The 22,132-nt window shown below is 55.2% G+C and carries 20 protein-coding genes and 5 tRNA genes; 15 read left to right on the forward strand and 10 right to left on the reverse strand.

The window, feature by feature from the left end; genetic code table 11:
• The first annotated feature begins 93 nt into the window (after positions 1 to 93).
• The 8 genes from lolB to ACQE2I_RS12325 all read left to right on the forward strand — a co-directional run bounded on the left by lolB (position 94) and on the right by ACQE2I_RS12325 (position 5,643).
• Positions 94 to 741: a lipoprotein insertase outer membrane protein LolB gene (gene lolB / locus ACQE2I_RS12290; RefSeq protein WP_427028375.1), complete on the forward strand. Its 648-nt coding sequence runs from the start codon at positions 94 to 96 to the stop codon at positions 739 to 741.
• Positions 742 to 771: 30 nt separating this feature from the next.
• Positions 772 to 1,626 (forward strand): 4-(cytidine 5'-diphospho)-2-C-methyl-D-erythritol kinase, encoded by an 855-nt coding sequence (ispE, locus tag ACQE2I_RS12295; protein ID WP_427028376.1) that lies wholly within the window; start codon positions 772 to 774, stop codon positions 1,624 to 1,626.
• Positions 1,627 to 1,720: 94 nt separating this feature from the next.
• A tRNA-Gln gene (locus ACQE2I_RS12300) sits at positions 1,721 to 1,795 on the forward strand.
• 76 nt (positions 1,796 to 1,871) lie between these two features.
• Positions 1,872 to 2,813 carry a ribose-phosphate pyrophosphokinase gene (locus ACQE2I_RS12305; RefSeq protein WP_427028377.1) on the forward strand — a complete coding sequence of 314 codons (942 nt, stop codon included), beginning with the start codon at positions 1,872 to 1,874 and terminating at the stop codon, positions 2,811 to 2,813.
• 96 nt (positions 2,814 to 2,909) lie between these two features.
• Positions 2,910 to 3,551 carry a 50S ribosomal protein L25/general stress protein Ctc gene (locus ACQE2I_RS12310; RefSeq protein WP_427028378.1) on the forward strand — a complete coding sequence of 214 codons (642 nt, stop codon included), beginning with the start codon at positions 2,910 to 2,912 and terminating at the stop codon, positions 3,549 to 3,551.
• 156 nt (positions 3,552 to 3,707) lie between these two features.
• Positions 3,708 to 4,295: an aminoacyl-tRNA hydrolase gene (gene pth / locus ACQE2I_RS12315; protein ID WP_427028379.1), complete on the forward strand. Its 588-nt coding sequence runs from the start codon at positions 3,708 to 3,710 to the stop codon at positions 4,293 to 4,295.
• Positions 4,296 to 4,398: 103 nt separating this feature from the next.
• Positions 4,399 to 5,490: a redox-regulated ATPase YchF gene (ychF, locus tag ACQE2I_RS12320; RefSeq protein WP_427028380.1), complete on the forward strand. Its 1,092-nt coding sequence runs from the start codon at positions 4,399 to 4,401 to the stop codon at positions 5,488 to 5,490.
• A 76-nt stretch (positions 5,491 to 5,566) separates the two neighbouring features.
• Positions 5,567 to 5,643: transfer RNA gene (locus ACQE2I_RS12325), tRNA-Met, on the forward strand.
• A 76-nt stretch (positions 5,644 to 5,719) separates the two neighbouring features.
• On the opposite strand, the gene ACQE2I_RS12330 is transcribed toward ACQE2I_RS12325, so the two are convergent.
• A complete protein-coding gene (locus tag ACQE2I_RS12330) occupies positions 5,720 to 7,063 on the reverse strand; it encodes a M18 family aminopeptidase (protein ID WP_427028381.1) in 1,344 nt (447 codons plus the stop codon).
• A 138-nt stretch (positions 7,064 to 7,201) separates the two neighbouring features.
• On the opposite strand from ACQE2I_RS12330, the gene ACQE2I_RS12335 reads away from it, so the two are divergent.
• Positions 7,202 to 9,325 carry a carboxy terminal-processing peptidase gene (locus tag ACQE2I_RS12335; protein ID WP_427028382.1) on the forward strand — a complete coding sequence of 708 codons (2,124 nt, stop codon included), beginning with the start codon at positions 7,202 to 7,204 and terminating at the stop codon, positions 9,323 to 9,325.
• A 90-nt stretch (positions 9,326 to 9,415) separates the two neighbouring features.
• Here the strand turns inward: ACQE2I_RS12335 and ACQE2I_RS12340 are convergent, their stop codons facing one another.
• The 4 genes from ACQE2I_RS12340 to ACQE2I_RS12355 form a co-directional block, all read right to left on the reverse strand.
• Positions 9,416 to 9,781: a metalloregulator ArsR/SmtB family transcription factor gene (locus ACQE2I_RS12340; protein ID WP_427028383.1), complete on the reverse strand. Its 366-nt coding sequence runs from the start codon at positions 9,779 to 9,781 to the stop codon at positions 9,416 to 9,418.
• 153 nt (positions 9,782 to 9,934) lie between these two features.
• Positions 9,935 to 10,010 (reverse strand) — tRNA-Asn (locus ACQE2I_RS12345).
• A gap of 40 nt (positions 10,011 to 10,050) precedes the next feature.
• Positions 10,051 to 10,126, reverse strand: a tRNA-Asn gene (locus tag ACQE2I_RS12350).
• Positions 10,127 to 10,179: 53 nt separating this feature from the next.
• Positions 10,180 to 10,255 (reverse strand) — tRNA-Asn (locus ACQE2I_RS12355).
• A 201-nt stretch (positions 10,256 to 10,456) separates the two neighbouring features.
• On the opposite strand from ACQE2I_RS12355, the gene miaB reads away from it, so the two are divergent.
• The 5 genes from miaB to lnt all read left to right on the forward strand — a co-directional run bounded on the left by miaB (position 10,457) and on the right by lnt (position 16,039).
• A complete protein-coding gene (gene miaB / locus ACQE2I_RS12360) occupies positions 10,457 to 11,800 on the forward strand; it encodes a tRNA (N6-isopentenyl adenosine(37)-C2)-methylthiotransferase MiaB (protein ID WP_427028384.1) in 1,344 nt (447 codons plus the stop codon).
• A gap of 85 nt (positions 11,801 to 11,885) precedes the next feature.
• Positions 11,886 to 12,962, forward strand: coding sequence for a PhoH family protein (locus tag ACQE2I_RS12365; RefSeq protein ID WP_427028385.1), 1,077 nt, complete (start codon positions 11,886 to 11,888; stop codon positions 12,960 to 12,962).
• Positions 12,959 to 13,465 (forward strand): rRNA maturation RNase YbeY, encoded by a 507-nt coding sequence (gene ybeY / locus ACQE2I_RS12370; protein WP_427028386.1) that lies wholly within the window; start codon positions 12,959 to 12,961, stop codon positions 13,463 to 13,465. Before ACQE2I_RS12365 ends, ybeY begins: the two co-directional genes overlap by 4 nt.
• Positions 13,466 to 13,614: 149 nt before the next feature.
• On the forward strand, positions 13,615 to 14,517 hold the full coding sequence (locus ACQE2I_RS12375; RefSeq protein ID WP_427028387.1) for an HlyC/CorC family transporter: 903 nt from the start codon (positions 13,615 to 13,617) through the stop codon (positions 14,515 to 14,517).
• Positions 14,518 to 14,578: 61 nt separating this feature from the next.
• A complete protein-coding gene (lnt, locus tag ACQE2I_RS12380; RefSeq protein ID WP_427028388.1) occupies positions 14,579 to 16,039 on the forward strand; it encodes an apolipoprotein N-acyltransferase in 1,461 nt (486 codons plus the stop codon).
• A gap of 132 nt (positions 16,040 to 16,171) precedes the next feature.
• On the opposite strand, the gene phaC is transcribed toward lnt, so the two are convergent.
• From phaC to prmB, 5 genes are all read right to left on the reverse strand, one after another.
• Positions 16,172 to 18,100 carry a class I poly(R)-hydroxyalkanoic acid synthase gene (gene phaC / locus ACQE2I_RS12385; RefSeq protein WP_427028389.1) on the reverse strand — a complete coding sequence of 643 codons (1,929 nt, stop codon included), beginning with the start codon at positions 18,098 to 18,100 and terminating at the stop codon, positions 16,172 to 16,174.
• Between the two features lie 135 nt (positions 18,101 to 18,235).
• Positions 18,236 to 18,649: a phasin family protein gene (locus ACQE2I_RS12390; RefSeq protein ID WP_427028390.1), complete on the reverse strand. Its 414-nt coding sequence runs from the start codon at positions 18,647 to 18,649 to the stop codon at positions 18,236 to 18,238.
• A gap of 146 nt (positions 18,650 to 18,795) precedes the next feature.
• Positions 18,796 to 19,209, reverse strand: a complete 414-nt coding sequence (locus tag ACQE2I_RS12395) for a hypothetical protein (RefSeq protein ID WP_427028391.1) — start codon at positions 19,207 to 19,209, stop codon at positions 18,796 to 18,798.
• A gap of 105 nt (positions 19,210 to 19,314) precedes the next feature.
• On the reverse strand, positions 19,315 to 20,406 hold the full coding sequence (gene aroC / locus ACQE2I_RS12400; protein WP_427028392.1) for a chorismate synthase: 1,092 nt from the start codon (positions 20,404 to 20,406) through the stop codon (positions 19,315 to 19,317).
• Between the two features lie 13 nt (positions 20,407 to 20,419).
• Positions 20,420 to 21,379 carry a 50S ribosomal protein L3 N(5)-glutamine methyltransferase gene (prmB, locus tag ACQE2I_RS12405; protein ID WP_427028393.1) on the reverse strand — a complete coding sequence of 320 codons (960 nt, stop codon included), beginning with the start codon at positions 21,377 to 21,379 and terminating at the stop codon, positions 20,420 to 20,422.
• A gap of 174 nt (positions 21,380 to 21,553) precedes the next feature.
• Here prmB and ACQE2I_RS12410 point away from each other — a divergent pair, with 174 nt between their 5' ends.
• Entirely contained in the window at positions 21,554 to 22,123 is a 570-nt protein-coding gene (locus ACQE2I_RS12410; RefSeq protein ID WP_427028394.1) for a Smr/MutS family protein, read from the forward strand.
• Positions 22,124 to 22,132: the final 9 nt, after the last annotated feature.

The following is a 22,132-nucleotide window of genomic DNA, read 5'->3' on the forward strand; positions in this document are numbered from 1 at the left end:
CTATTAATAAGGGTAGCTATTAATAAGGGTAGCTATTAATAATGCTACCCTGACTGTTTAACCGTTCACTCTTCTCTGACATGGAGCCTGTTTATGTTGACACTGACGTCCCCTTCGCCCCGCCGGCCACTAACCCGCCACTCTTCGCGCCTCTGGCTTGCCGGCCTTACCGCTCTCTTACTCGCTGGGTGTGCCTCTCAGGGCCCCATGGATGAAAGTGGCCGCCAAGCAGGCCAGTGGGAACGTCAGCAGGCAGATGTAGAAGCGTTTGATACCTGGACGCTGGTCGGCAAAGCAGGCCTACGCACGCCCCAAGAGAACGTCAGCGCCAACCTTGACTGGAATCAGACCCCTCACTATTTCCGCATGCTGATCAGCGGCCCTTTTGGCGGCGGGCGCAATGTACTTGAAGGACGCGAGGGGCGCTTTTCACTCTCCAATAGCGACGGGCGCTTTGAAGCAGAAACGCCAGAAGCCTTAATGGAAGAGCAGCTTGGCTGGGCACTGCCGGTCAGCGCTATGCCGGACTGGGTACGTGGTTTACCCGGTGAGCATGATAGTTACCAGCTAGAAACTGATGAGCTGGGCTACCCAAGCCACCTATCTCAAGACGGCTGGGAAATCGACTACCGCGACTGGGAGCAAGTTGAAGATATGTGGCTACCCCGCCGCTTAGTTATGAACTACGACGATGTTCGCATCACGCTAGTGGTTAACCAATGGCAAGCCAACGACGAGTAAGGCAAACAAAAAGGTAAGGTAACCGTTGTTATGGACGCGTCGTTAACACTCCCCTCACCGGCTAAGCTTAACCGCATGCTGCATATTGTGGGCCGTCGTGAAGACGGCTACCACTCGCTGCAAACGCTCTTTCAGTTCGTCGATCTATGTGACCACCTCGCTTTCACGCCACGTAATGATGGCGAGATTCACTTAACCAGTGAGGTGGAAGGCGTTCGCCACGATGACAACCTGGTTGTGCGCGCCGCGCGCCTTTTACAGCGCCACAGCGGCACCCATTTAGGTGTCACGCTGGCTATCGATAAGCAGCTGCCCATGGGCGGCGGCCTGGGCGGCGGCAGTTCTAACGCTGCCACCGTTTTGGTAGGACTTAATAACCTTTGGCAGCTCAACCTACCGCTTGATGAATTAGCCCACCTGGGGCTAGAACTTGGCGCCGATGTACCTGTTTTTGTCCATGGCCAGAGCGCTTGGGCCGAAGGGGTTGGCGAGCAGCTCACGGCGGTAACGCTCGATACGCCATGGTTCGTGATTATCCACCCTGGGATTAGCGTCTCTACGCCTGGGGTCTTCCAGGACCCGCAATTGACACGTGACAGCCGCCCCATTACTATGGCGCGCGCACTGCAGGGGGGAGCGTCGGAGTGGCGCAACGACTGTGAAGCCGTAGTAAAAGAACGCTATCCGCCCATTGCGGAAGCGCTTTTCTGGCTTGCACAGCACGCACCCAGCCGGCTTACCGGCACGGGCGCTTGTTTGTTTGCTGGTTTTGCAACGCAGCAAGCGGCACAGGCCATCGCGCAATTAGCAGAGCAGCGTTGGCCGACATGGGTAGCACGCGGACTCAACACCTCTCCCCTACATGATGCTCTGGGCTATTATTAGCCCTGCTCTGGGCAATTTTTTAGTACCGCTCTGGGCAGTTTATAGTACCGCTCTGGGCAGTTGAAAACGCCGGGCCGTCGCAATAGGTCTTTGTTGGGGTATCGCCAAGTGGTAAGGCACCGGTTTTTGGTATCGGCATTCCCAGGTTCGAATCCTGGTACCCCAGCCAATTTATTTGCCCACTTTGGCCTAGGCATGATCTGCGTTTTCTCCCCTGATTCTTAACACTGCAAAGGTGGCTGCGCGTGTCAAAATTGATGGTTTTCGCCGGGAATGCTAACCCGGCACTCGCTCAAAAAATTGCCGAGAGCTTAGACAGCCGTATGGGTAATGCTACGGTGGGTCAGTTCAGCGACGGCGAAATCGCAGTCGAGATCAATGAGAACGTGCGCGGTAAGGATGTCTTCATCCTGCAGTCTACCTGCGCACCGACAAACGACAATCTAATGGAGCTGATTCTGATGGTCGACGCCTTGCGCCGCGCCTCTGCAGCTCGCATTACTGCCGTATTGCCGTATTTTGGTTATGCACGCCAGGATCGCCGGGTGCGCTCTGCACGCGTCCCCATCTCCGCCAAAGTCGTTGCCGACATGATGGTTAAAGCGGGCGTTGACCGTGTGATGACCATGGACCTGCACGCCGATCAAATCCAGGGCTTCTTTGATGTCCCGGTCGACAACGTCTACGGCTCGCCCATCCTGCTGGATGACATCGAGCGTCAAAATTACAGTGACCTCGTCGTTGTTTCTCCAGATGTGGGTGGCGTTGTGCGTGCACGCGCCATCGCCAAACAGTTAAACGCTGACCTCGCCATCATTGATAAGCGTCGCCCCCAGGCTAACCAAGCCCAGGTAATGCATATTATCGGTGAAATTGAAGATCGCACCTGTGTCGTGGTTGACGACATGATCGATACCGCTGGCACCTTGTGCAAAGCCGGTGAAGCGCTTAAAGATCGCGGCGCCAAGCGCGTAGTGGCCTATGCGACACATCCGATTCTATCCGGCCCAGCCGTTGATAACATTACCAACTCCGTACTGGATGAAGTGGTGGTGACCGACACCATCCCGCTGGCTGACGTTGCCCGTCGTAGCGGAAAAATTCGCCAGTTGAGCGTTGCCGGCCTGATCGCGGAAGCCATTCGCAGGGTCAGCAACGAAGAATCTGTCAGCGCGATGTTCCACTAATCGCTTGACGATACAGCCCCCTTTTGGGGCCCGGAAACGCCGCCTGTCTGGTCGCGGTCGGCGGCGTCTTCCTTACTTAAACTAAGAGGCAATTCCATGTCTGATTTTATCCTGAAAGCCAGCGTTCGTAACGACCTGGGGAAAGGTGCGAGCCGCCGCCTGCGTCGTGCGAACCAACAAGTGCCCGCCGTTGTATACGGTGGCGAAAAAGGCCCGCAGTCTATCTCTGTAGAAAAAACCTCTTTCTACAAAGCGATTGAAGACGAGGTTTTCTTCTCCTCGGTCATCACATTGGTGATCGAAGGTAAAGAAGAGCAAGTCGTTGTTCGTGATCTGCAGCGTCACCCGTTTAAGCCACTGCTGACCCACGCCGACTTCCTGCGTGTTGATGCTGCTCACGAAATCACCATGAATGTGCCGCTGCACGTGACCGGTGAAGAGAGCTGTGTAGGCATTAAAGATCAGGGCGGTGAACTGCACGTACTGGCCAACGAAGTCGCCATCAGCTGCTTGCCGAAAGACCTGCCTGACTATCTTGAAGTCGATATTAGCGCGCTCGAAATCGGCACCACGTTGCACCTGTCTGACCTTACCCTGCCGGCTGGCGTCACCTCTGTTGACCTATCCCACGGTGAAGAGCACGACAATGCCGTACTCAGCGTCACCAAAGTGAAGGTACGTGCTACAGAAGACGAAGACGGTGAAAGCGAAGGCGAAGCAGATTCCAGCGCCGAGTAAGCACTCCTATTAAGCATCCTGCTAGGGCCATGCCTACATGGCTCTAGTGATGCTAATATGCAGTTAGAATCAAGCGCCTCGGCGCTTGATTTTTTTTAGGGCCAGCGCTGACACAACGTCGAAAATTTCTTCTGGAAGTTGGTATGAGGTGGGAAGATGAGCCAGGTAACGGCCATTATTGGATTAGGTAACCCCGGCGCAGAGTATGCCGCCACGCGCCATAATGCTGGTTTCTGGCTGGTAGATGCCATTGCGCGCAGCGCCCATGCTGAACTGCGTCCAGAGAAAAAGTTTCTCGGCCATTACGCCAAAGTACGCCTTGGGGACCATGAGCTCCATCTGCTCAACCCTGCTACCTTTATGAACCGCAGCGGCGCTTCGGTCGCTGCCCTGTGCCAGTTTTTTAAACTCACTCCCGAAAATTTGCTGGTCGCCCACGATGAGCTCGACCTTCCCCCGGGGCAGGCACGCTATAAAACCGCTGGCGGACATGGTGGCCACAACGGTCTGCGCGACATCATCAGCGCGTTAGGTAATCAGAAACAGTTTCACCGGGTGAGGATTGGCATTGGCCACCCAGGTGAGGCGCGGCAGGTCACCAATTATGTACTGGGACGCCCTGGCAAAGCTGAGCAGGAAGCCATTGTTCGCGCCCTGGATGAGTGTGTCACCACACTTCCCCTAGCGCTTGCAGGTGACTGGGCCAAAGCCATGAACCAGTTACACAGCCTTAAGCCAGAATAGAGTCCGTCGCTAACTGGTTAATGACGCCGGTAGCTGACGGCTAGCACATTTCGTAGAATGGCGGTTATTTCACGCCCTACCACCTTATTCTCAGGAACATTTTATGGGTTTCAATTGCGGCATCGTCGGTCTGCCCAACGTCGGCAAGTCCACACTGTTTAATGCGCTGACGAAGTCAGGCATCGATGCAGAGAACTTCCCTTTCTGCACCATTGAGCCGAACGTCGGTATCGTTCCGATGCCTGACCCGCGCCTTGATAAGCTCGCCGAGATCGTCAAGCCGCAGAAAACACTGCCGACCACTATGGAGTTCGTCGACATTGCAGGCCTGGTCGCCGGGGCTTCCAAAGGCGAAGGGCTGGGTAATAAATTCCTGGCCAATATTCGTGAAACCCAGGCGATTGCCCATGTGGTGCGCTGCTTCGATAACGACAACGTTATCCACGTGGCCAACCAGGTCGACCCGCGCGCAGATATCGAAACAATTAATTTAGAGTTGGCGCTCGCGGACCTTGATACCGTCGAGAAAGCCAGCCAACGACTGCTCCGTTCAGTCAAAGGCGGCGATAAAGACGCCATTGCCACTAAGGCGATTCTTGACCGCATTCAGCCCCACGTTGCGGAAGGCCTGCCGCTACGCAGCTTCGGCCTGAGTGAAGAAGAGCAACGTCAGGTTAAGAGCTTTGGCTTTTTGACCCTGAAACCGACCATGTACATTGCTAACGTCAACGAAGACGGTTTCGAGAACAATCCCTACCTGGATATTGTTAATGAAATCGCCGCTGAGGAAGGCGCGCTAGTGGTGCCGGTGTGCAACCAGCTGGAAGCCGAAATCGCTGAACTGGACGACGAAGAGCGCTCCATGTTCTTAACCGAGATGGGCATGGAAGAGCCCGGCCTTGATCGCGTGATTCGTGCGGGTTATTCACTACTGGGCCTGCAAACCTACTTCACCGCCGGTGTTAAAGAAGTTCGTGCTTGGACAGTCAAAGAGGGCGCGACGGCGCCTGAAGCGGCAGGCGTTATCCACACCGACTTCCAAAAAGGCTTTATCCGCGCCGAAGTCGTCGGCTATGACGATTTTGTCTCGCTAAATGGCGAGCAAGGCGCTAAAGATGCTGGCAAGTGGCGCCTGGAAGGCAAGGAGTACATTGTTAAAGACGGCGATGTGGTGCATTTCCGGTTTAACGTATAAACGGCCACGCCAACATTCTCAGCAATAAAACATTGACTAAAACCAGTGTTATCAGTATCATTCGCCCCCGTTGAAAGGCTACGTAGCTCAGCTGGTTAGAGCACATCACTCATAATGATGGGGTCCCCTGTTCAAATCAGGGCGTAGCCACCAAAGCTTACTGAAAAGCCCGCTGACTCTGTCAGCGGGCTTTTTTGTTTTTAAACCCTCTAGTGCAACTGGCCTAGTGCTAACTCAAGGTAGCGCGGTTTAAAAACAGCGTTAGCGCGCGGGTTAGGTAATCGACATCTTTCGTGCCCGCTGTTTCCCGAATTGAGTGCATCGCCCACTGGGGTACCCCAACGTCAATCGTGGGTACGCCTAACTCCGTCGCGGTAATCGGGCCAATCGTGCTTCCGCAGCCCATATCCGCCCGCGTCACAAACGACTGCACCGGCACGTCCGCTTCGCGGCACACATCGCGAAACAGCGCACCCGTGACACTATTGGTGGCATAGCGCTGGCTCGCATTTACTTTGATCACCGGGCCGCCGTTAATCGCTGGGCCGTGGTGCTCATCGTGCTTATCGCGAAAGTTAGGGTGCAGCGCATGCGCGTTGTCACACGAGATCATCAGTGACGACTGGATCAGCTGAATCAGCGACTCCTCACCGCCCTTTTCAGCACCCTTTTCAGCACCCTTTTCACCCCCCTTGCCGCCTACCTGGCTATTGATGCGCTTTAGCACATCCGCCAGGAAAGGCCCTTGGGCGCCGCAGGCACTAGCACTACCGACTTCCTCATGGTCATTGGCTACCAGCAACGCGCCTTGGCTGCCGTCGCAAGCCAACAGCGCTTCTAAACCGATGAAGCAGGAAAGCAGGTTATCCAACCGGGCACTCGCCACCAGTTCTTGCTTAACGCCAACCAGCGATGGCGGCTGAACATCGTAAAAGCCTAATTCAAAATCAACCACTTCCACAGCTCGCAGACCGTGCTGCTCTTCTAACCACTGGGCCAGCAACTCGGCTAGCGTTTCCGTTTCGCTCTGCATTAGCACGGGGGCCATTTGCGTCTGCGGATTCAGCGGGCGGCCGTTGTTCGCATCACGGTCGAGGTGAATGGCCAGGCTTGGCACCGTGGCAATAGGCCGGTCGACATTGAGCAGCACGCTTTCTAGGCGCCCATCGGCGTGTCGAACATGCACCCGCCCTGCTAGCCCCAGGTCACGGTCAAACCACGGCGCTAATAAAACACCGCCATATACCTGCACACCTAACTGTAGCCAGCCAGCAGAGCACTGTGTGGCGTTGGGCTTTAGATGTAGCCCTGGGCTGTCAGTGTGGGCACCGATCATGCGTAGCGCAGCCAGTTGAGACTCAGGCAATTGAAAAGCAACAATCGCCGAGTCATTGCGGGTAACGTAGTAACGCTTACCCGGTGTAAGCTGCCAATTGGCCTTCTCTTCCAGCCGCTGAAAACCAGCTTGCTCTAATCGCGCGGCCATATTAAGCGTGGCGTGCCACGGGGTCGGCGATTGGCGCAGGAAATCGCATAGACGCGTTAAACGATCAGCGTTGAAAGTCTCGGACATGTAAATCCTCGTAACAGTGATGATTGGGTCTCATAGCGCAGGCGACCTGCTACAATACTCCCTCGACCTACGCAACCCATGGGTCGCTTGCGAGTCTAGGGAAGAATAAGTGTACACAAATCCGGGAGAGCTTGACTGATGAGCTTGTTTGCAACGCTTTCGCGTTCAGTCGCCCTGGCTGTCATGCTGGTTGTTACCAGCCCAGCCGCCTTAGCGCAACTTGAGCCGACCAACGAACAACGCCAGGCGGCAGTGGAAATTGCGGAATCGCTCCGCTACGGCCACTATGCTGATATTAACTTTGACGAAGCGTGGTCTCAGGACGCCTTCCAGCGTTACCTCGATATACTCGACGGCCAACGATCCTACCTACTGCGCAGCGATATTGAGCCCTATCGCCACCTAGCAACGGGCATGGCAGACGCCATTTTCGAAGGCGACCTGGACGATGTGTTTGGTCTCTATAATGCCTTCAGCGAACGTCAGCGCGCTCGCCTTGAGTCGCTGCTTGCCGAGCTTGACGAAGGCCTTGATTTTAACTTTGAAAGTAACGAGCGCCTAGAAATTGACCGCGAAGATGCCCCTTGGGCCTCCCGTAAAAGCGAGCTTGACGAGCTATGGCGCAAACGACTCAAAAATGACGCCCTGACGCTTGCCTTGACCGACCAGGACAACGAACAGATTGAAGACAATCTGCGCCAGCGCTATGAAGGCCAACTGACGCGATTGGAGCAGACCGAATCTGAAGATATATTTGGCGTACTGATGGCCGCGGTCTCCGGCAGCATCGACCCACACACCAGCTATCTCTCCCCGCGCCAGGGCGAATCATTTGATATTCAAATGAGCCTCTCCCTAGAAGGCATTGGCGCCCTGCTCCAATCAGACGGCGAGTACGTTAAGGTCGCAAGCTTAGTACCCGGCGGCCCAGCGGAACGTGCCGGCGTATTGGAACCCGCTGACCGGATCATCGCCGTTGGCCAAGAAGATGGCGACATGGTCAATGTGGTCGGCATGCGCCTGGATAACGTCGTGGACCTGATTCGCGGGCCTAAAGGCTCCATCGTCAGGCTGGATGTGGTACCTGCACAAGCGGTTGATATGACTCGCTCGCAGACCGTTGAGATCACCCGCGACACCGTCAGCCTTGAAGACCAAGCCGCTCACGGCGAAGTAATTGAAGTTGAACGCGACGGTGAACCTCATCGCCTTGGGGTCATTAATGTGCCGACGTTCTATGTCGATTTTGACGCCTGGCAAGCGGGCGAAGAGGAGTACCGCAGCACCACGCGTGATGTTGCCAAGGAAATAGAGCGCCTTAAAGAAGAGGGCGTGGAAGGCATCGTGCTCGACTTGCGTAACAACGGCGGCGGCGCGCTGCAAGAAGCCAACTCGCTGATTGGCTTGTTTATTGATCGCGGCCCGACAGTACAGGTACGCGATGCCCAGGGCCGCATTCAGCTTTATGGCGACAGCGAAGCGGGTACGCTCTATGACGGCCCGTTAGGCGTATTGGTGAACCGTCTCTCCGCCTCCGCCTCAGAAATTTTTGCCGGCGCGATTCAAGACTACGGCCGCGGCCTAGTGCTAGGCACATCGACCTTCGGTAAAGGCACCGTACAGACGCTTAACGAGCTAAGCCATGGGCAGATTAAACTGACCCGCGCCAAGTTCTACCGCATCTCTGGCGATAGCACCCAGAACCGTGGCGTTGAACCGGACATCCACTTCCCTAGCCTGATTGACCCCGAGCGCATCGGTGAAAGCAGCCTGGATAATGCGCTAGCGTGGGATACCGTTCAGAATGTTCAGTACCGCCGCTATGGCGAGCCTGAAACCCTGCAGGATAAGCTCATTGCGCAGCACGCTGCACGCGCCCAGGACAATGCTAACTTCCGTTACTTGGAGCGCCAATCCACCCTCGCCCGTCAGTTACGCGAACAGCACACCAGCGTGAGCTTGAATCGCGAACAGCGAAAGCGTGAAATGGAAGCTCAGGAAGCGGAACAGCTATCGCTGGAAAACCAACGCCGCCGCGCATTGGGCCTGGAAGAACTCGACGAGTGGATGGATGCCCGCTCTGAAGGAGTCACCGACGGAACAGAAGAGACAGAAGGCGCAGAAACCACGCAAGGCAGTGAAGACGCCAATGGAGAGGATGAAGCACTGGCCGTTGATCGTGCTTATGTGCTTGAATCAGCTGAAATCCTGCTCGACTACGCCCACCTGCAAGACACGCGTCGGCTAGCTGTGAAACGCTAATCTGTCTGGCTAATCTGTCTGACTAGTCTGTCTGAATAGAAGCACACGCCGGCCCGTTAAATAGGGCCGGCGTTTTTTGTGGAACCGAACTCAGCAAAGCGCCGCCCGACGGGCAGGCCGATCACCCATCTTGGTTAACCGCTTAGTCAACGCTGCCAGCTGAACGGCGCAGCCCTGGCTGCCGGCGCGAATAATTTCAAGCGCCCAGCCAGGTAGCTGCGGAGCAAGACGGTAATAGACCCACTGGCCTTCCCGCTGACCGCTAAGCAGCCCACATTGGCGCAACTGAGCCAAATGCCGCGACACCTTAGGCTGCGACTCTTGCAGTGCATGGGTCATCTCGCACACGCACAGCTCGCGCTGCTCAGCAATCAACAGCACCAACATCAAACGCGTTTCGTCGCTTAAACATTTAAAGACTTGCAGCGCCTCGGGCGCGTCAACGTTGCCCACCATGAACTTCCTAACTCAATGGATTTATCCGCTTAGTTTACGCCACGGCAAGCGCTGTTGGATACTCGACGCCCAGACACGAAAAACCACCCCAGATGCTAAAGAGCAGCGGGTGCCAATAATGAGGGAGGTGGGGCAAACAAAGGAAAAGCTAGATGGCTCCTCGAGCAGGACTCGAACCTGCGACCCAATGATTAACAGTCATTTGCTCTACCAACTGAGCTATCGAGGAACAACGTAAAATCTATAAAGTACTTCATAGCAGCACAACTTGGCTCCTCGAGCAGGACTCGAACCTGCGACCCAATGATTAACAGTCATTTGCTCTACCAACTGAGCTATCGAGGAATATTGTGGTGTTTAAAGCGAAGCCAAATTGCCAATAACCTTCAGCAAGTGATTGGCTCCTCGAGCAGGACTCGAACCTGCGACCCAATGATTAACAGTCATTTGCTCTACCAACTGAGCTATCGAGGAACTTCTCAAACACGGTGCGTAGTATACCCATAGAAACTTTAGGGTCAAGTATCGATTAGCGAGGAACGCTAGCCGCTGGTTTGTTGTACCCGTATAATGCGCGTATTCAGATTCTTGCGGCCTAGCCATCATAATGGCTGGTGCGCAAGACAATACTCCATTCATCCTCGTCCCCCGACGACTCATAGATGACAGGTACCGATGGCGAAGAAGCTCTTCATCAAAACGCACGGCTGCCAAATGAACGAGTACGACTCCTCCCGCATGGCGGATCTACTCGGCGAATCTCACCAGCTCGAACTCACCGATAATGAGCGTGAAGCCGATGTCATTCTGTTAAACACCTGCTCGATTCGCGAGAAAGCGCAGGAGAAGGTTTTTCATCAGTTGGGACGCTGGAAAAAACTCAAAGACGCCAATCCCGATCTGGTGATTGGCGTAGGTGGGTGCGTGGCCAGCCAAGAAGGCGAAGCGATTCGCAAACGCGCGCCCCATGTGGATATGGTGTTTGGACCGCAAACCCTTCACCGCGTACCCTCGATGCTGGATGCCCGTGGCAATAATCAGATTGCCGCCGTGGATGTCACTTTTCCTGAGATCGAGAAGTTCGACCATCTGCCCAAGCCCACCTCCGATGGCGCCACGGCATTTGTCTCGATTATGGAAGGCTGCTCCAAGTACTGCACCTTCTGTGTGGTGCCCTACACCCGCGGCGAAGAGGTCTCGCGCCCCTTTGAAGCGGTAATGGATGAGGTCATCCACCTGTCTGACCAGGGTGTGCGTGAAATTAACCTGCTGGGTCAGAACGTTAACGCCTACCGCGGTGAGAACCAGTTAGGCGACGAGATCGACCTGGCCGAACTGATTGCCTGTGTGGCGGCGGTCGATGGGATTGATCGCGTCCGTTTCACTACCTCGCACCCGGTAGAGTTTACCGACAGCTTGGTCGACGCCTTTGCCGATATTCCTGAGCTAGTGAGCCACCTGCACCTGCCGGTGCAATCAGGTTCAGACCGTATTCTCAACGCCATGAAGCGTGGTCATACGGCAGCCGAGTACGTCGAGAAGATGGAGCGTATCCGCGCCAATCGTCCGGATATCAGCTTCTCATCGGATTTTATTATCGGCTTCCCCGGCGAGACTGAAGAGGATTTCGAAGCCACGATGAACTTAATTCATCAGATTGGCTTCGACCACTCGTTCAGCTTCGTTTACTCCGCACGCCCAGGCACGCCCGCTTCTGGCCTACCCGATGAAACGCCGGAAAGTGTCAAAAAGCAGCGGCTGGCGATTTTACAGGAACGGATTATTCAGCAAACGGCCCAGATTAGTCGCCGCATGGTCGGCAGCACCCAGCGCGTGTTGGTCAACGGCTTTTCACCCCGTGACCCCGGCCAGCTTTCTGGACGCACCGAGAATAATCGCGTGGTTAACTTCCGCGCCGCTAACCCCACCGAGCTGATCGGCTACTTTGTCGATGTCGACATCACCGAAGCGTTTCCCAATTCGCTGCGCGGTGAGCTTGCCTCTCCCGAACGCTATTGATCGTTCTCTTATCACAGATCATTGCCCCGCTTCAGGCGGGGCAGTAAGCTGAACGATACACACACTAACGAGGGGTTCCCCACTCTTGAGTCAGCCAACACCTCAGGCCAATCGCATCATCACCTTAAGCCTTGAACCCAATGATCCGCAGCGCCTTGCTAGCCTTTGCGGCCAGCAGGACGAGCATTTGAAGCTGATTGAAAGCCGCCTAGATGTGACGCTGCGCAACCGGGGCAATGTGTTTCAACTGGCGGGGCCGGCCAATCGCATTAAGGCAGCCGCGAACGTGTTGGAGCACCTCTATCGCGAAACAGCGGCGAGCGAGCTTGAAGCTGACACCGTGCACCTGTTCCTACAGGAGTCAGGGCTTGAAGCGCTGGAAGAGGAAGAGGATGGCAGCAGTGGCGATGAAGTGATCATGCGCACACCGCGTACCGTTATTAAACCTCGCGGGCTTAATCAGCAACGCTACGTCACCAGCATCCGTGAACACGATATCAACTTCGGCATAGGGCCTGCGGGCACGGGTAAAACCTACCTCGCCGTTGCCGCCGCGGTCGAAGCACTCAATCAACAGGAAGTACGCCGTATTTTGCTCGTGCGCCCGGCGGTTGAAGCGGGTGAAAAGCTTGGCTTTCTGCCCGGCGATCTGGCCCAGAAAATCGATCCCTACCTGCGCCCTCTTTACGACGCCCTGTATGAAATGATCGGTTTTGAGCAGGTAGCGAAACTGATTGAGCGCCAGGTGATTGAGATTGCCCCGCTAGCCTATATGCGCGGTCGTACGCTCAATAACTCCTACATCATTCTGGATGAAAGCCAGAACACCACGCCAGAGCAAATGAAAATGTTCCTGACCCGGATTGGCTTTGGCTCCACCGCCGTGATTACCGGCGACGTCACCCAGGTCGATCTACCTAAGGGGCAGCGCTCGGGGCTGATTCAAGTGCTTGACGTACTGAAAGGTACCCAAGGTATTGGCGTCACTCACTTTGCCGCTAAAGACGTGGTACGCCACCCGTTGGTTCAGCGCATTATCGAAGCTTACGATATGTTCGAATCCCAGCAGGAAGTCGAAGAGCGTGCCCGCCGCGAAGTGCGCCAGCAAGAGCGTGACGCCCGCGTGCAGTCGCGTGAAGGCTCATGGGATAGCTCAAGATGAGCAACCTTACGGTGACCGACATCGTGATCGATCGTCAGGCGGCCATCAACGAACCGCTGCTGCCCTCACTCACACAGCTCACCCACTGGGTGGGCTGTGTGTTTGCCCACCATCCGGATGATCAGCGCCGCGAAGTCACTATCCGCTTTGTGGATGAGCAGGAAGGCCAAGCGTTAAACCGTGACTACCGCGGCAAGGACAAAACCACCAATGTGCTGTCGTTTCCCTTTGAGAGCCCGCCAGGGGTTGATGTTCCTCTACTCGGCGACCTGGTGATTTGTCACGCAGTGGTGGCTAACGAGGCCAGCGAGCAGGATAAGCCCCTTGAGCATCATTACGCCCATATGGTCGTGCATGGCATCCTGCACTTAATGGGCTACGATCATATCGACGATGAGGAAGCCGAAGAGATGGAGCAGTTCGAACGTGAACTGCTGGCCGAGCTGAACATCCCTGATCCTTACTCTGACGGCACCCACATGCCTAATGGCGATGACGCCTAAGCGCTTATATCTTTATCATTTGACCGCGGTTGCATTAAATCAGGTAACAAGGAATCTGGTACTATCCCCCTCTTGAGTGATAAAACAGCTACCTGACGATGTAGCCAATGTGATAGCAACTGTCTGCCCGCAAACGAGAGATTTGATGCATGAGCGAAGACCGATCGAGCAACTCCAATCAAAAATCCTGGCTCGAGAAACTCTTTGGTGCCCTTTCCGGAGACAATGACGAACCCAGCTCGCGCGATGAGCTGATGACGTTTTTACGCCATACCGCAGGGAAATTGAAGCTGGATCAAGACGCCATCATGATCATTGAAGGCGCGCTTGAGATCAGCGATCAGCAGGTTCGCGAAGTGCTGATACCGCGCTCGCAGGTGTCGGCCATCACACTGGATCAAACCAGCGATGGTTATTTGCCGCTGATTCAGGAAACTGGCCACTCCCGCTATCCGGTGATTGGCGAAAATCTAGATGATGTGAAAGGCATTCTGCTGGTAAAAGATTTGCTGCCGCTGCTCTCGCAAACACAGGCCCAGCGTGACGCCTTCAAGCTCGATGACATTTTGCGCCCGGCCATGTTCATCCCTGAATCAAAACGCCTTAACAGCCTGCTTAAAGAGTTCCGCGATACCCATAACCATATGGCCGTGGTGGTTGATGAGTACGGCGGCACCGCCGGCATTATCACCATCGAGGATATTCTCGAGCAGATCGTTGGTGACATCGAAGATGAGCACGATACCGATGAAGAGGACGATATCCGTGAGATTGAAAATAGCCGCTACGCTATTCGTGCACTGACGCCTATCGAAGACTTCAACGAACGCTTTGACACTGAGTTCTCCGACGACGAGTTCGATACCGTTGGCGGCCTGGTAATGCAGCAATTCGGCCATCTACCTCGGCGCGGTGAACATACCATCCTCGGTGGCTGGCGATTTGTCATTCTCAACGCCGATACGCGGCGTATTCGTCTACTCGAAGCCTACCGCGACACGCGTCGCGATGATGAAGCAGAAGACGACGAACAAGCAGACAAACCAGATTAGGCTGCGTTAATCACCTTTCTCTCTAGACACTCCTCGACCTTACCGGCAATAGGTTATCGCTATGGGTTTCCCCCCCGCATTTTTATTTCAGCTGCTTGCCGCGTTAGTGGCAGGTGGCTTCACCACCCTCACCGCTTCCCCGTTTGAGCTTTGGTGGCTGGGCCCTGTGGCGATTGGGTTACTTTATACCGGCCTGCACACACTAACCCCTGCCCAAGCCGCGCTTAAGGGCTGGTTGTACGGGGTGGCGCTGTTCGCCAGCGGCACTTCCTGGGTGTATGTCTCCATTCATGACTATGGCTATACCGGCGTTCCACTGGCGGTGTTTCTAACCGCCCTGTTCGTCTCGGTTCTGGCACTGTTCTATGCGGGCACTTTCTGGCTATACCGTCGATTCACATCAGCCAAGCTGGCAGTTATCAGCTTTGCCGGGGCCTGGGTACTAGGCGAGGTACTGCGCACCTATCTGTTTACTGGCTTTCCATGGCTGCTGCTGGGCTCGGGCTATGTCGACTCACCACTAGCCGCTTGGGCGCCCGTTGGCGGGGTGTATCTGCTTTCGCTATGGGTAGCGCTGAGCGGCGCATTTATCGCTGAATTGCTGCTGCGCCGCCAATGGTGGACACTCGCCCCACTGGCGGCTATTTGGTTAATCCCTTTGGCACTGCCCCAGCAGTGGACCACGCCGGCAGGCGAACCTACCCGTGTCGCCCTGTTGCAGGGCAATCTACCGCAGCTATTAAAGTGGACACCGGAAGGCCAGCGTGAAGCTGCCAACACCTATAGCCAACTTACCCGCGAGGTCGCCGATGAGGTCGACCTGATCATATGGCCTGAAACCGCCCTGCCGATGATGGAAACCCAAGCCCGTCCGGTTCTGGAACGGGTGCAAGCGAACCTACCCACCGACGTCGCGCTGCTAACCGGTATCGTTCAGCGAGACGAACAAGAGCGCTACTTCAATAGCGTGATTGGCGTTGGCAATGTAGCGGGCAGCTACCAAAAAGAGCACTTAGTCCCTTTTGGTGAATACCTGCCGCTGGAGAGTGTGCTGCGTGGGACGATCGATTTTTTCGATTTACCTATGTCGACCTTTACCAAAGGTGCCGCTGAGCAAACACCGATGCAGGCCTCCGGCATCAATATCGGTAATGCGATCTGCTATGAAATTATTTACCCACAGCTAGTCGCCCGCCGTGCACAAGACAGCGGAGTGATCATGACGGTGTCTAATGACACGTGGTTTGGCGCCTCTATCGGCCCCCATCAGCATCTCCAGATGGCGCGGCTGCGGGCATTAGAGAATGGCCGCTACGTGGTGCGCGCTACCAGCAACGGTATTACTGCGATTATCGACTCTAATGGGCGAATTGTTGAACGCGCGCCGCAGTTTGAAACCACAACGCTTACCGGTGAATTTTACGCTATGGAGGGCTTAACGCCGTTTACCCGCTCAGGCAGTTGGCCCGTTTGGCTGCTAGCAGGCTTGATGCTGCTACCGTCTCTACGCTTGCGACGCTAACTCCCTACAATCCATCCTCGCTAATGTCGCTTGGGAGCGAGGATGGATCCAACTGATTACCTTACGCTAGCTTTTCTGATCCCTAGCTTGTCTGATCCCTAGCTTTACTCATCTTAGCTATGCGTGACTGCATTAATTGGGCGCTGCAGCTTCTCCTAACACTTCGGGGATGGTCATCTTCACATAACGCCCTGGCGCAGGCTCAATCACCTTGAGTTCGCCATCGCCGGGTTGACGCACAGGCAGCATTTTTTGACTGTCGGCATAGCCATTATCGGTCATCCAGGTCTGCCAGTGTGGCCACCAAGAACCCTCCTGGGCAGTAGCGCTTGCCAACCACTCTTCATGGCTTTCAGGTAGTGCGTCGTTGGTCCAGTAGCCGTACTTGTTCTTATCCGGTGGATTGACGATACCCGCGATATGCCCCGAACCGCCTAGCACAAAAGTAACCGGCCCTTTAGGCAGCAGCGCTCCATAGTAAGTGCTGTTCCATTTGGCGATGTGGTCTTCTTTGGTAGACACAAAATAGCTGGGCGCGGATACCTTACGCAGGTCAATTTTTACGCCATCTAGCTCAATACCATTGGGTTTAACTAAGCGGTTCTCTAAATACATATGCCGTAAATACCAGGCGTGGGTACCTGCAGCCAGATTAGTGCCATCGGTATTCCAATACAGCAGGTCAAACGCAGCAGGCGTTTCGCCTTTTAAGTAGTTATTGATGTAGAACGACCAAAACAGATCATTCTCACGCAGCAAATTAAAGGTGTAGGCCATTGAGCGACCATCCAGATAGCCCTTCAGCTGCAGCGTCTGCTCAATGCCCTCAACCACACGCTCGTTGAGGAAGACACCGATATCACCGGGATCACGAAAATCCTGCAGCGTGGCCATGTAGGTCACCGACTTGACCTTCCGGCCGCGCCGCGTGCTGGTAAGGTAGGCCACCGTAGAGGCTGTTAACGTGCCACCTACGCAGTAGCTAAGTAGATTAACCGACTTCTCGCCGCAGGCTTGCTCGATGGCTTTAATCGCGCTAATCGGACCCATCTGCATGTAGTCAGCCCAGGTGATATCGCGCTGCTCAGGCCCGGGATTGCGCCAGGAGATCAAGAACACCGTATGGCCTTGATCTACCAGCCACTTAACCATTGAGTTATCTTCGCGCAGATCAAGAACGTAGTACTTATTAATCCACGGCGGCACCATCAGTAGCGGCGTTTTAAAGGTCTTTTCGGTTGTCGGCGTGTACTGGATCAACTGGATCAGTTCATTTTCATAGACTACGGAACCAGGGGTTACGGCGATGTTTTCGCCGACGCTAAAGGCGCCGCGATCGGTCATGCGGACGTTAATACCTTCTGCAGAATTACCCAGATCTTCGCGCAGGCGCGCCAAGCCATCGACCAGATTTTGGCCACGCGTTTCAACTGTACGGCGCATCACCTCTGGGTTCGTGGTCATAAAGTTGGTCGGCGCCATCGCATTGACCAACTGACGGGCATAAAACATCAAATTACGCTGTTGGGTTTGGTCGAGACCGCTCAAGCTGTCGATCAGCTCTTCCACCATCTGCGAGAACAGTAAGTACTGCTGCATGATGGCCATGTAGTACGGGTCTTGGGTCCAGGCTTCGTCTTTAAAACGGCGGTCGCCTTTGGCCGGGGTAATTAGCGGCGTGACTTGCTCTCCGGCCATTCCGCGCATAGCTTGCTGCCACAATAACCACTGATCTTGCAGCAAACGGGTTTGGGTTTCCCATAGCAGCGTAGGGTTTTGCATCAACGACTGCGCGCCCGCCTCAAAACTTTCACGCATATCACTGTAAATGGAGTCGGCGGCTTCGCTTGGCGCGATACGGGCAAGCAGATCCTGCATGAGCCCCTGGTACTGTTCGCCAATCTCACTAAGCTGGTTATTCCAATCCTCAAGTTCTGCTTGAGATAAGCCTTCAGGAGTCCCTTGAGCCAGCCCTTCAGAAAAGCCTTGAGATAAACCGTCGGATAGTCCCTTAGATAACCCTGTTAGGGACTGGAACGGATTCTGCCACGCTGAATGCATACTTACTCTCCCTACGCCTACCGCCAGGCGCACCAAACGCTGTGAGCTATACCAACACAGCCCATGACCGGGCTTGCAACGGCCCTAGTAACTAACGCATCGCGGCGCCCTTAGGCGCCGCGATGATGTTGCCAATCAGCTTTTGCGCGATGATTGACTAGAGGCCTTGGCAGGTTGTTGCTGCCCTTTAGCAGCAGCTTGGGCTTGCTCGGACATTTGCTGCCCGGCTTCGCTGAACATCTTTTCCATTTCGGACTTAAACTGCAGGCTCATTTCACTCATTACCCGCGCGTCTTCCTGCATCTGCTGGGAAAGGTCATTCATCATTTCGGCTTGTTTGGTGCCGAAATCACGCAGGCTTTCTGCATCTTGGACTTCAGTGGCGCTACGAATGCGATCAGTTCCCATCTGGCTATAGCGCTGCATGGATTCCAGCTGATACTGGGTCATTTTTTCCATGTTGTTGAGCATTAGCGAATTAATTTTACGCATGGGCTCAAACATTTGCTTAGTTTGGGCGTTAAAGGCATCCATCATATTGTCTTGCATAGTGTCTGCTCCTCTCTCAGTCCTTGGCATGAGCCTAGAGTGACTCATCGCGGTGTAGCCCTGCATTGCGCCAACTTGCTGCACTGCAAAAAGTGTAGTTGCTGGCATGGTGCATTGCAACATAGTTCAGCTAGTATCCTTACCAGCTACCCCTTTGCTCGGGAGCGGGACGAGGCGGTAGTTTTGCTCTTGGCACTCTTCTCGCTCGGCGACTCTTTCTTCGCCGTATCCTGACTTGAAGCGCGTTGACTTGAGGCGCGCTGACTTGATTCTTTATCACTGGCAGCAGAGTCGCTGGAAGTGCCTGCTTGACGCAGCATGTCCAGCATCATTTGCTGATAGGTACCAAAATTAGCCAACCCCTGAGAAAGCCCCTGCTTCATCATCGGCTGCTGCAGGAAAGGCTGCATCAAGCTCATAGGGTCATAGCCTTCTACACCAGACTCCATCTGCCGTTGAATGTTTTCCAACAGGTTTTTCTGAAAATCTTCGACATCTGGCAGCCCCAGCGATTGGCGAAACTCATCCGGGGTAAGATCAAACTCGACGTTAATCTTCATAGGCGGCTCCTGCACAGTTTGTCACGACCGTTCGTCATGCCGTTCATCATGCATTTGTTTGTTTTGTTTGAGTGTAGCAGCGAACTGCCAACCTCACCTCTTGCGTTAGCGCTGAGTTAAACGCGGCGTATCAACGTTAACATCGCCATTTTGGCCGCGTTGACGCAGCCAATGGTCAAGCAGCGTAATCGCCATCATCGCCTCAGCAATGGGCGTAGCACGAATACCCACGCAAGGGTCGTGGCGCCCTTTGGTAATCACCTCTACCGCCTGGCCGTGAACATCAATAGAGCGCCCTGGGGTGGTGATGCTAGAAGTGGGTTTTAGCGCTAACCGGGCCACAATGGGTTGGCCGCTGGAAATACCGCCTAACACTCCGCCGGCATGATTGGAGAGAAAGCCTTCAGGCGTCATCTCGTCACGGTGCTCGCTGCCGCGCTGAGTGACACAGCCGAAGCCTGCGCCAATCTCGACCCCTTTTACCGCATTGATACTCATCAAACCGTGCGCTAAGTCAGCATCCAGGCGGTCAAATACCGGTTCGCCTAACCCCACCGGCACGCCCTCGGCAATCACGGTAATCTCAGCCCCCACCGAGTCTTGGTCGCGGCGCAGTTGATCCATATAGGTTTCCAGTTCGGCCACCCGCTCCGGGTCTGGGCAGAAAAAAGCATTCTGGCCGACCGACTCCCATTGTTTAAACTCAATCTTGATCGGGCCTAACTGGCTCATATAGCCACGGATCTGTACGCCCTGCGCAGCCAGATATTGCTTGGCTATCGCCCCAGCAGCTACGCGCATAGCGGTTTCGCGGGCGCTGGAGCGCCCGCCGCCGCGATAGTCCCGGTGGCCATATTTATGGTGGTAGGTGTAGTCCGCGTGAGCGGGTCGAAACTGGTCTTTGATTTTTGAGTAGTCGTTGGAGCGCTGGTCGGTATTCTCAATCAATAGCCCAATCGACGTACCGGTGGTTTTACCTTCAAACACCCCTGATAAAATGCGCACTTGATCAGGCTCTTTGCGCTGAGTGGTATGCCGCGAGCTGCCCGGTCGACGGCGATCCAAATCACGCTGTAGATCGGCTTCGCTTAACGGCAGCCCCGGCGGGCAGCCATCAACGATCGCGCCAAGTGCAGGGCCGTGGCTTTCACCAAAGGTAGTGACAGTAAATAATTTGCCAAACGTATTGCCAGACATGGCGGTTAGTTCCTCACACGAAAGACGCCGCATAGGCGTCGAGTTCAGCGGCGCTCAGAGCGAATACGCCCTGGCCGCCACGCTCGAATTCAAGCCATAAGAAAGGCACGTCGGGAAACGCTGCTTCCACATGGCGATCAGAGTTACCGACTTCTACAATCAGCCAGCCCTCATCGGTTAAGTGCTGCCGCGCTTCCCGCAGTATGCGGCGTACAATATCCAGGCCGTCGCTGCCCGCGCCTAGTGCCAGGGAAGGCTCATGGCGGAATTCAGCGGGCATGGTGGCAAGATCGCGGGCATCCACATAGGGCGGGTTGGAGACAATCAAATCAAAGCGCTTGCCTTCCAGACCACTAAAGACATCAGATTCCACCGCGCGCACCCGGTCGCCCACCTCGTGGCGGGTGATATTTTGGCGTGCCACCGAGAGCGCATCTTGGCTGATATCGGCAAGTGCTACTTCGCAGGTGGGTAGGTAGAGGGCTGTGGCAATGCCGATACAGCCGGAGCCGGTGCACAGATCCAGCACGCTGGCGGGCGGCTCTTCGGGGAACCAGGCGGCAAAGCCATCTTCAATCAGTTCGGCAATCGGCGAGCGCGGAATCAGCACCCGTTCATCAACGTTAAACGGGTGGCCGGCAAAAAAACTCTCCCCTAGCAAATAGGGCAGCGGGCGGCGAGTGGTAATGCGCTCCCGCGCTAGGGTAATTATCCGCTGGCGTTCAACGGGCAACAGCCGCGCTTCCAATACCGCTGGGTCAATATTCCACGGCAGGTGCAGCGCGCCTAAACAGAGCGCTACTGCCTCATCCCAAGCGGATTCAGTACCATGGCCATAGTGCAGGCCCGCCAGATAAAACTCACTGGAGACCCAGCGCAGGTAGTCGCGCAGCGTAAACAGCTCGCTCACCAGTGCCGACCCGGGCAGGTATAGAGTGGAGTGAGAATTCTCAGCGTTAAGATGCGTGGTCACAGCGACTCCTGGGCAACGATAAGCATAGATAAGCGTGAAAACGCTTTATCTACATGATGAATAAAGATTGTACCTTTGACGCCGTCCGGTTCACAGCAACGCTCAGCTCGCTATACTGTGCTCCTTTATGTGATGGATCTTCTTTTTACACTTTTTTTGCCACCCGAGCCTGCCATGACGCGACACCGCCACCTGCCCGATGATGACGATATCAGTGCCTTCCGCGACGCGTTGAAAGCGGCGGGTGTTCGACCGATCATCACCAATCAGGCCGACCCAGGCAAGCCCAAGCGCGACGGCAAGGCCCACGAAGCGCGGCGTAACGCGGCGGTAGAGAGCAGCGCTACCCAAGCCAGCGGGCGCACCTCGGATGGTCGGGTGGAAGCCGTGCGCCCCTCTGAGTACCTTGAGTTCAGCATCCCCGACCTACCGTGGCGCACCTTTAGCCAGCTAAAGCGCGGTCAAACGGCGTGGCAGGCGGGGCTGGATCTGCATGGCTACACACTGGAAGAGGCGCGCGTGGAATTGGAGAGTTTTCTGCGCGACTCGGCGAGCCAAGGCTTGCGCTGCATACTGGTGGTGCACGGAAAAGCGTGGGGCACTACCGCTGACTTCCCGGTGCTCAAAAGCCACACCAATGCATGGCTACGAGAATGGCCTGGGGTACTGGCGTTCTGCTCGGCGATTGATGTCGATGGTGGCACCGGGGCGGTGTATATCCTGCTGCGCAAGCGCGGCCAGTAGTCCTTCACT

The sequence above is a fragment of the Halomonas sp. H2 genome (genome assembly GCF_050215315.1).
GTDB lineage: Bacteria > Pseudomonadota > Gammaproteobacteria > Pseudomonadales > Halomonadaceae > Vreelandella.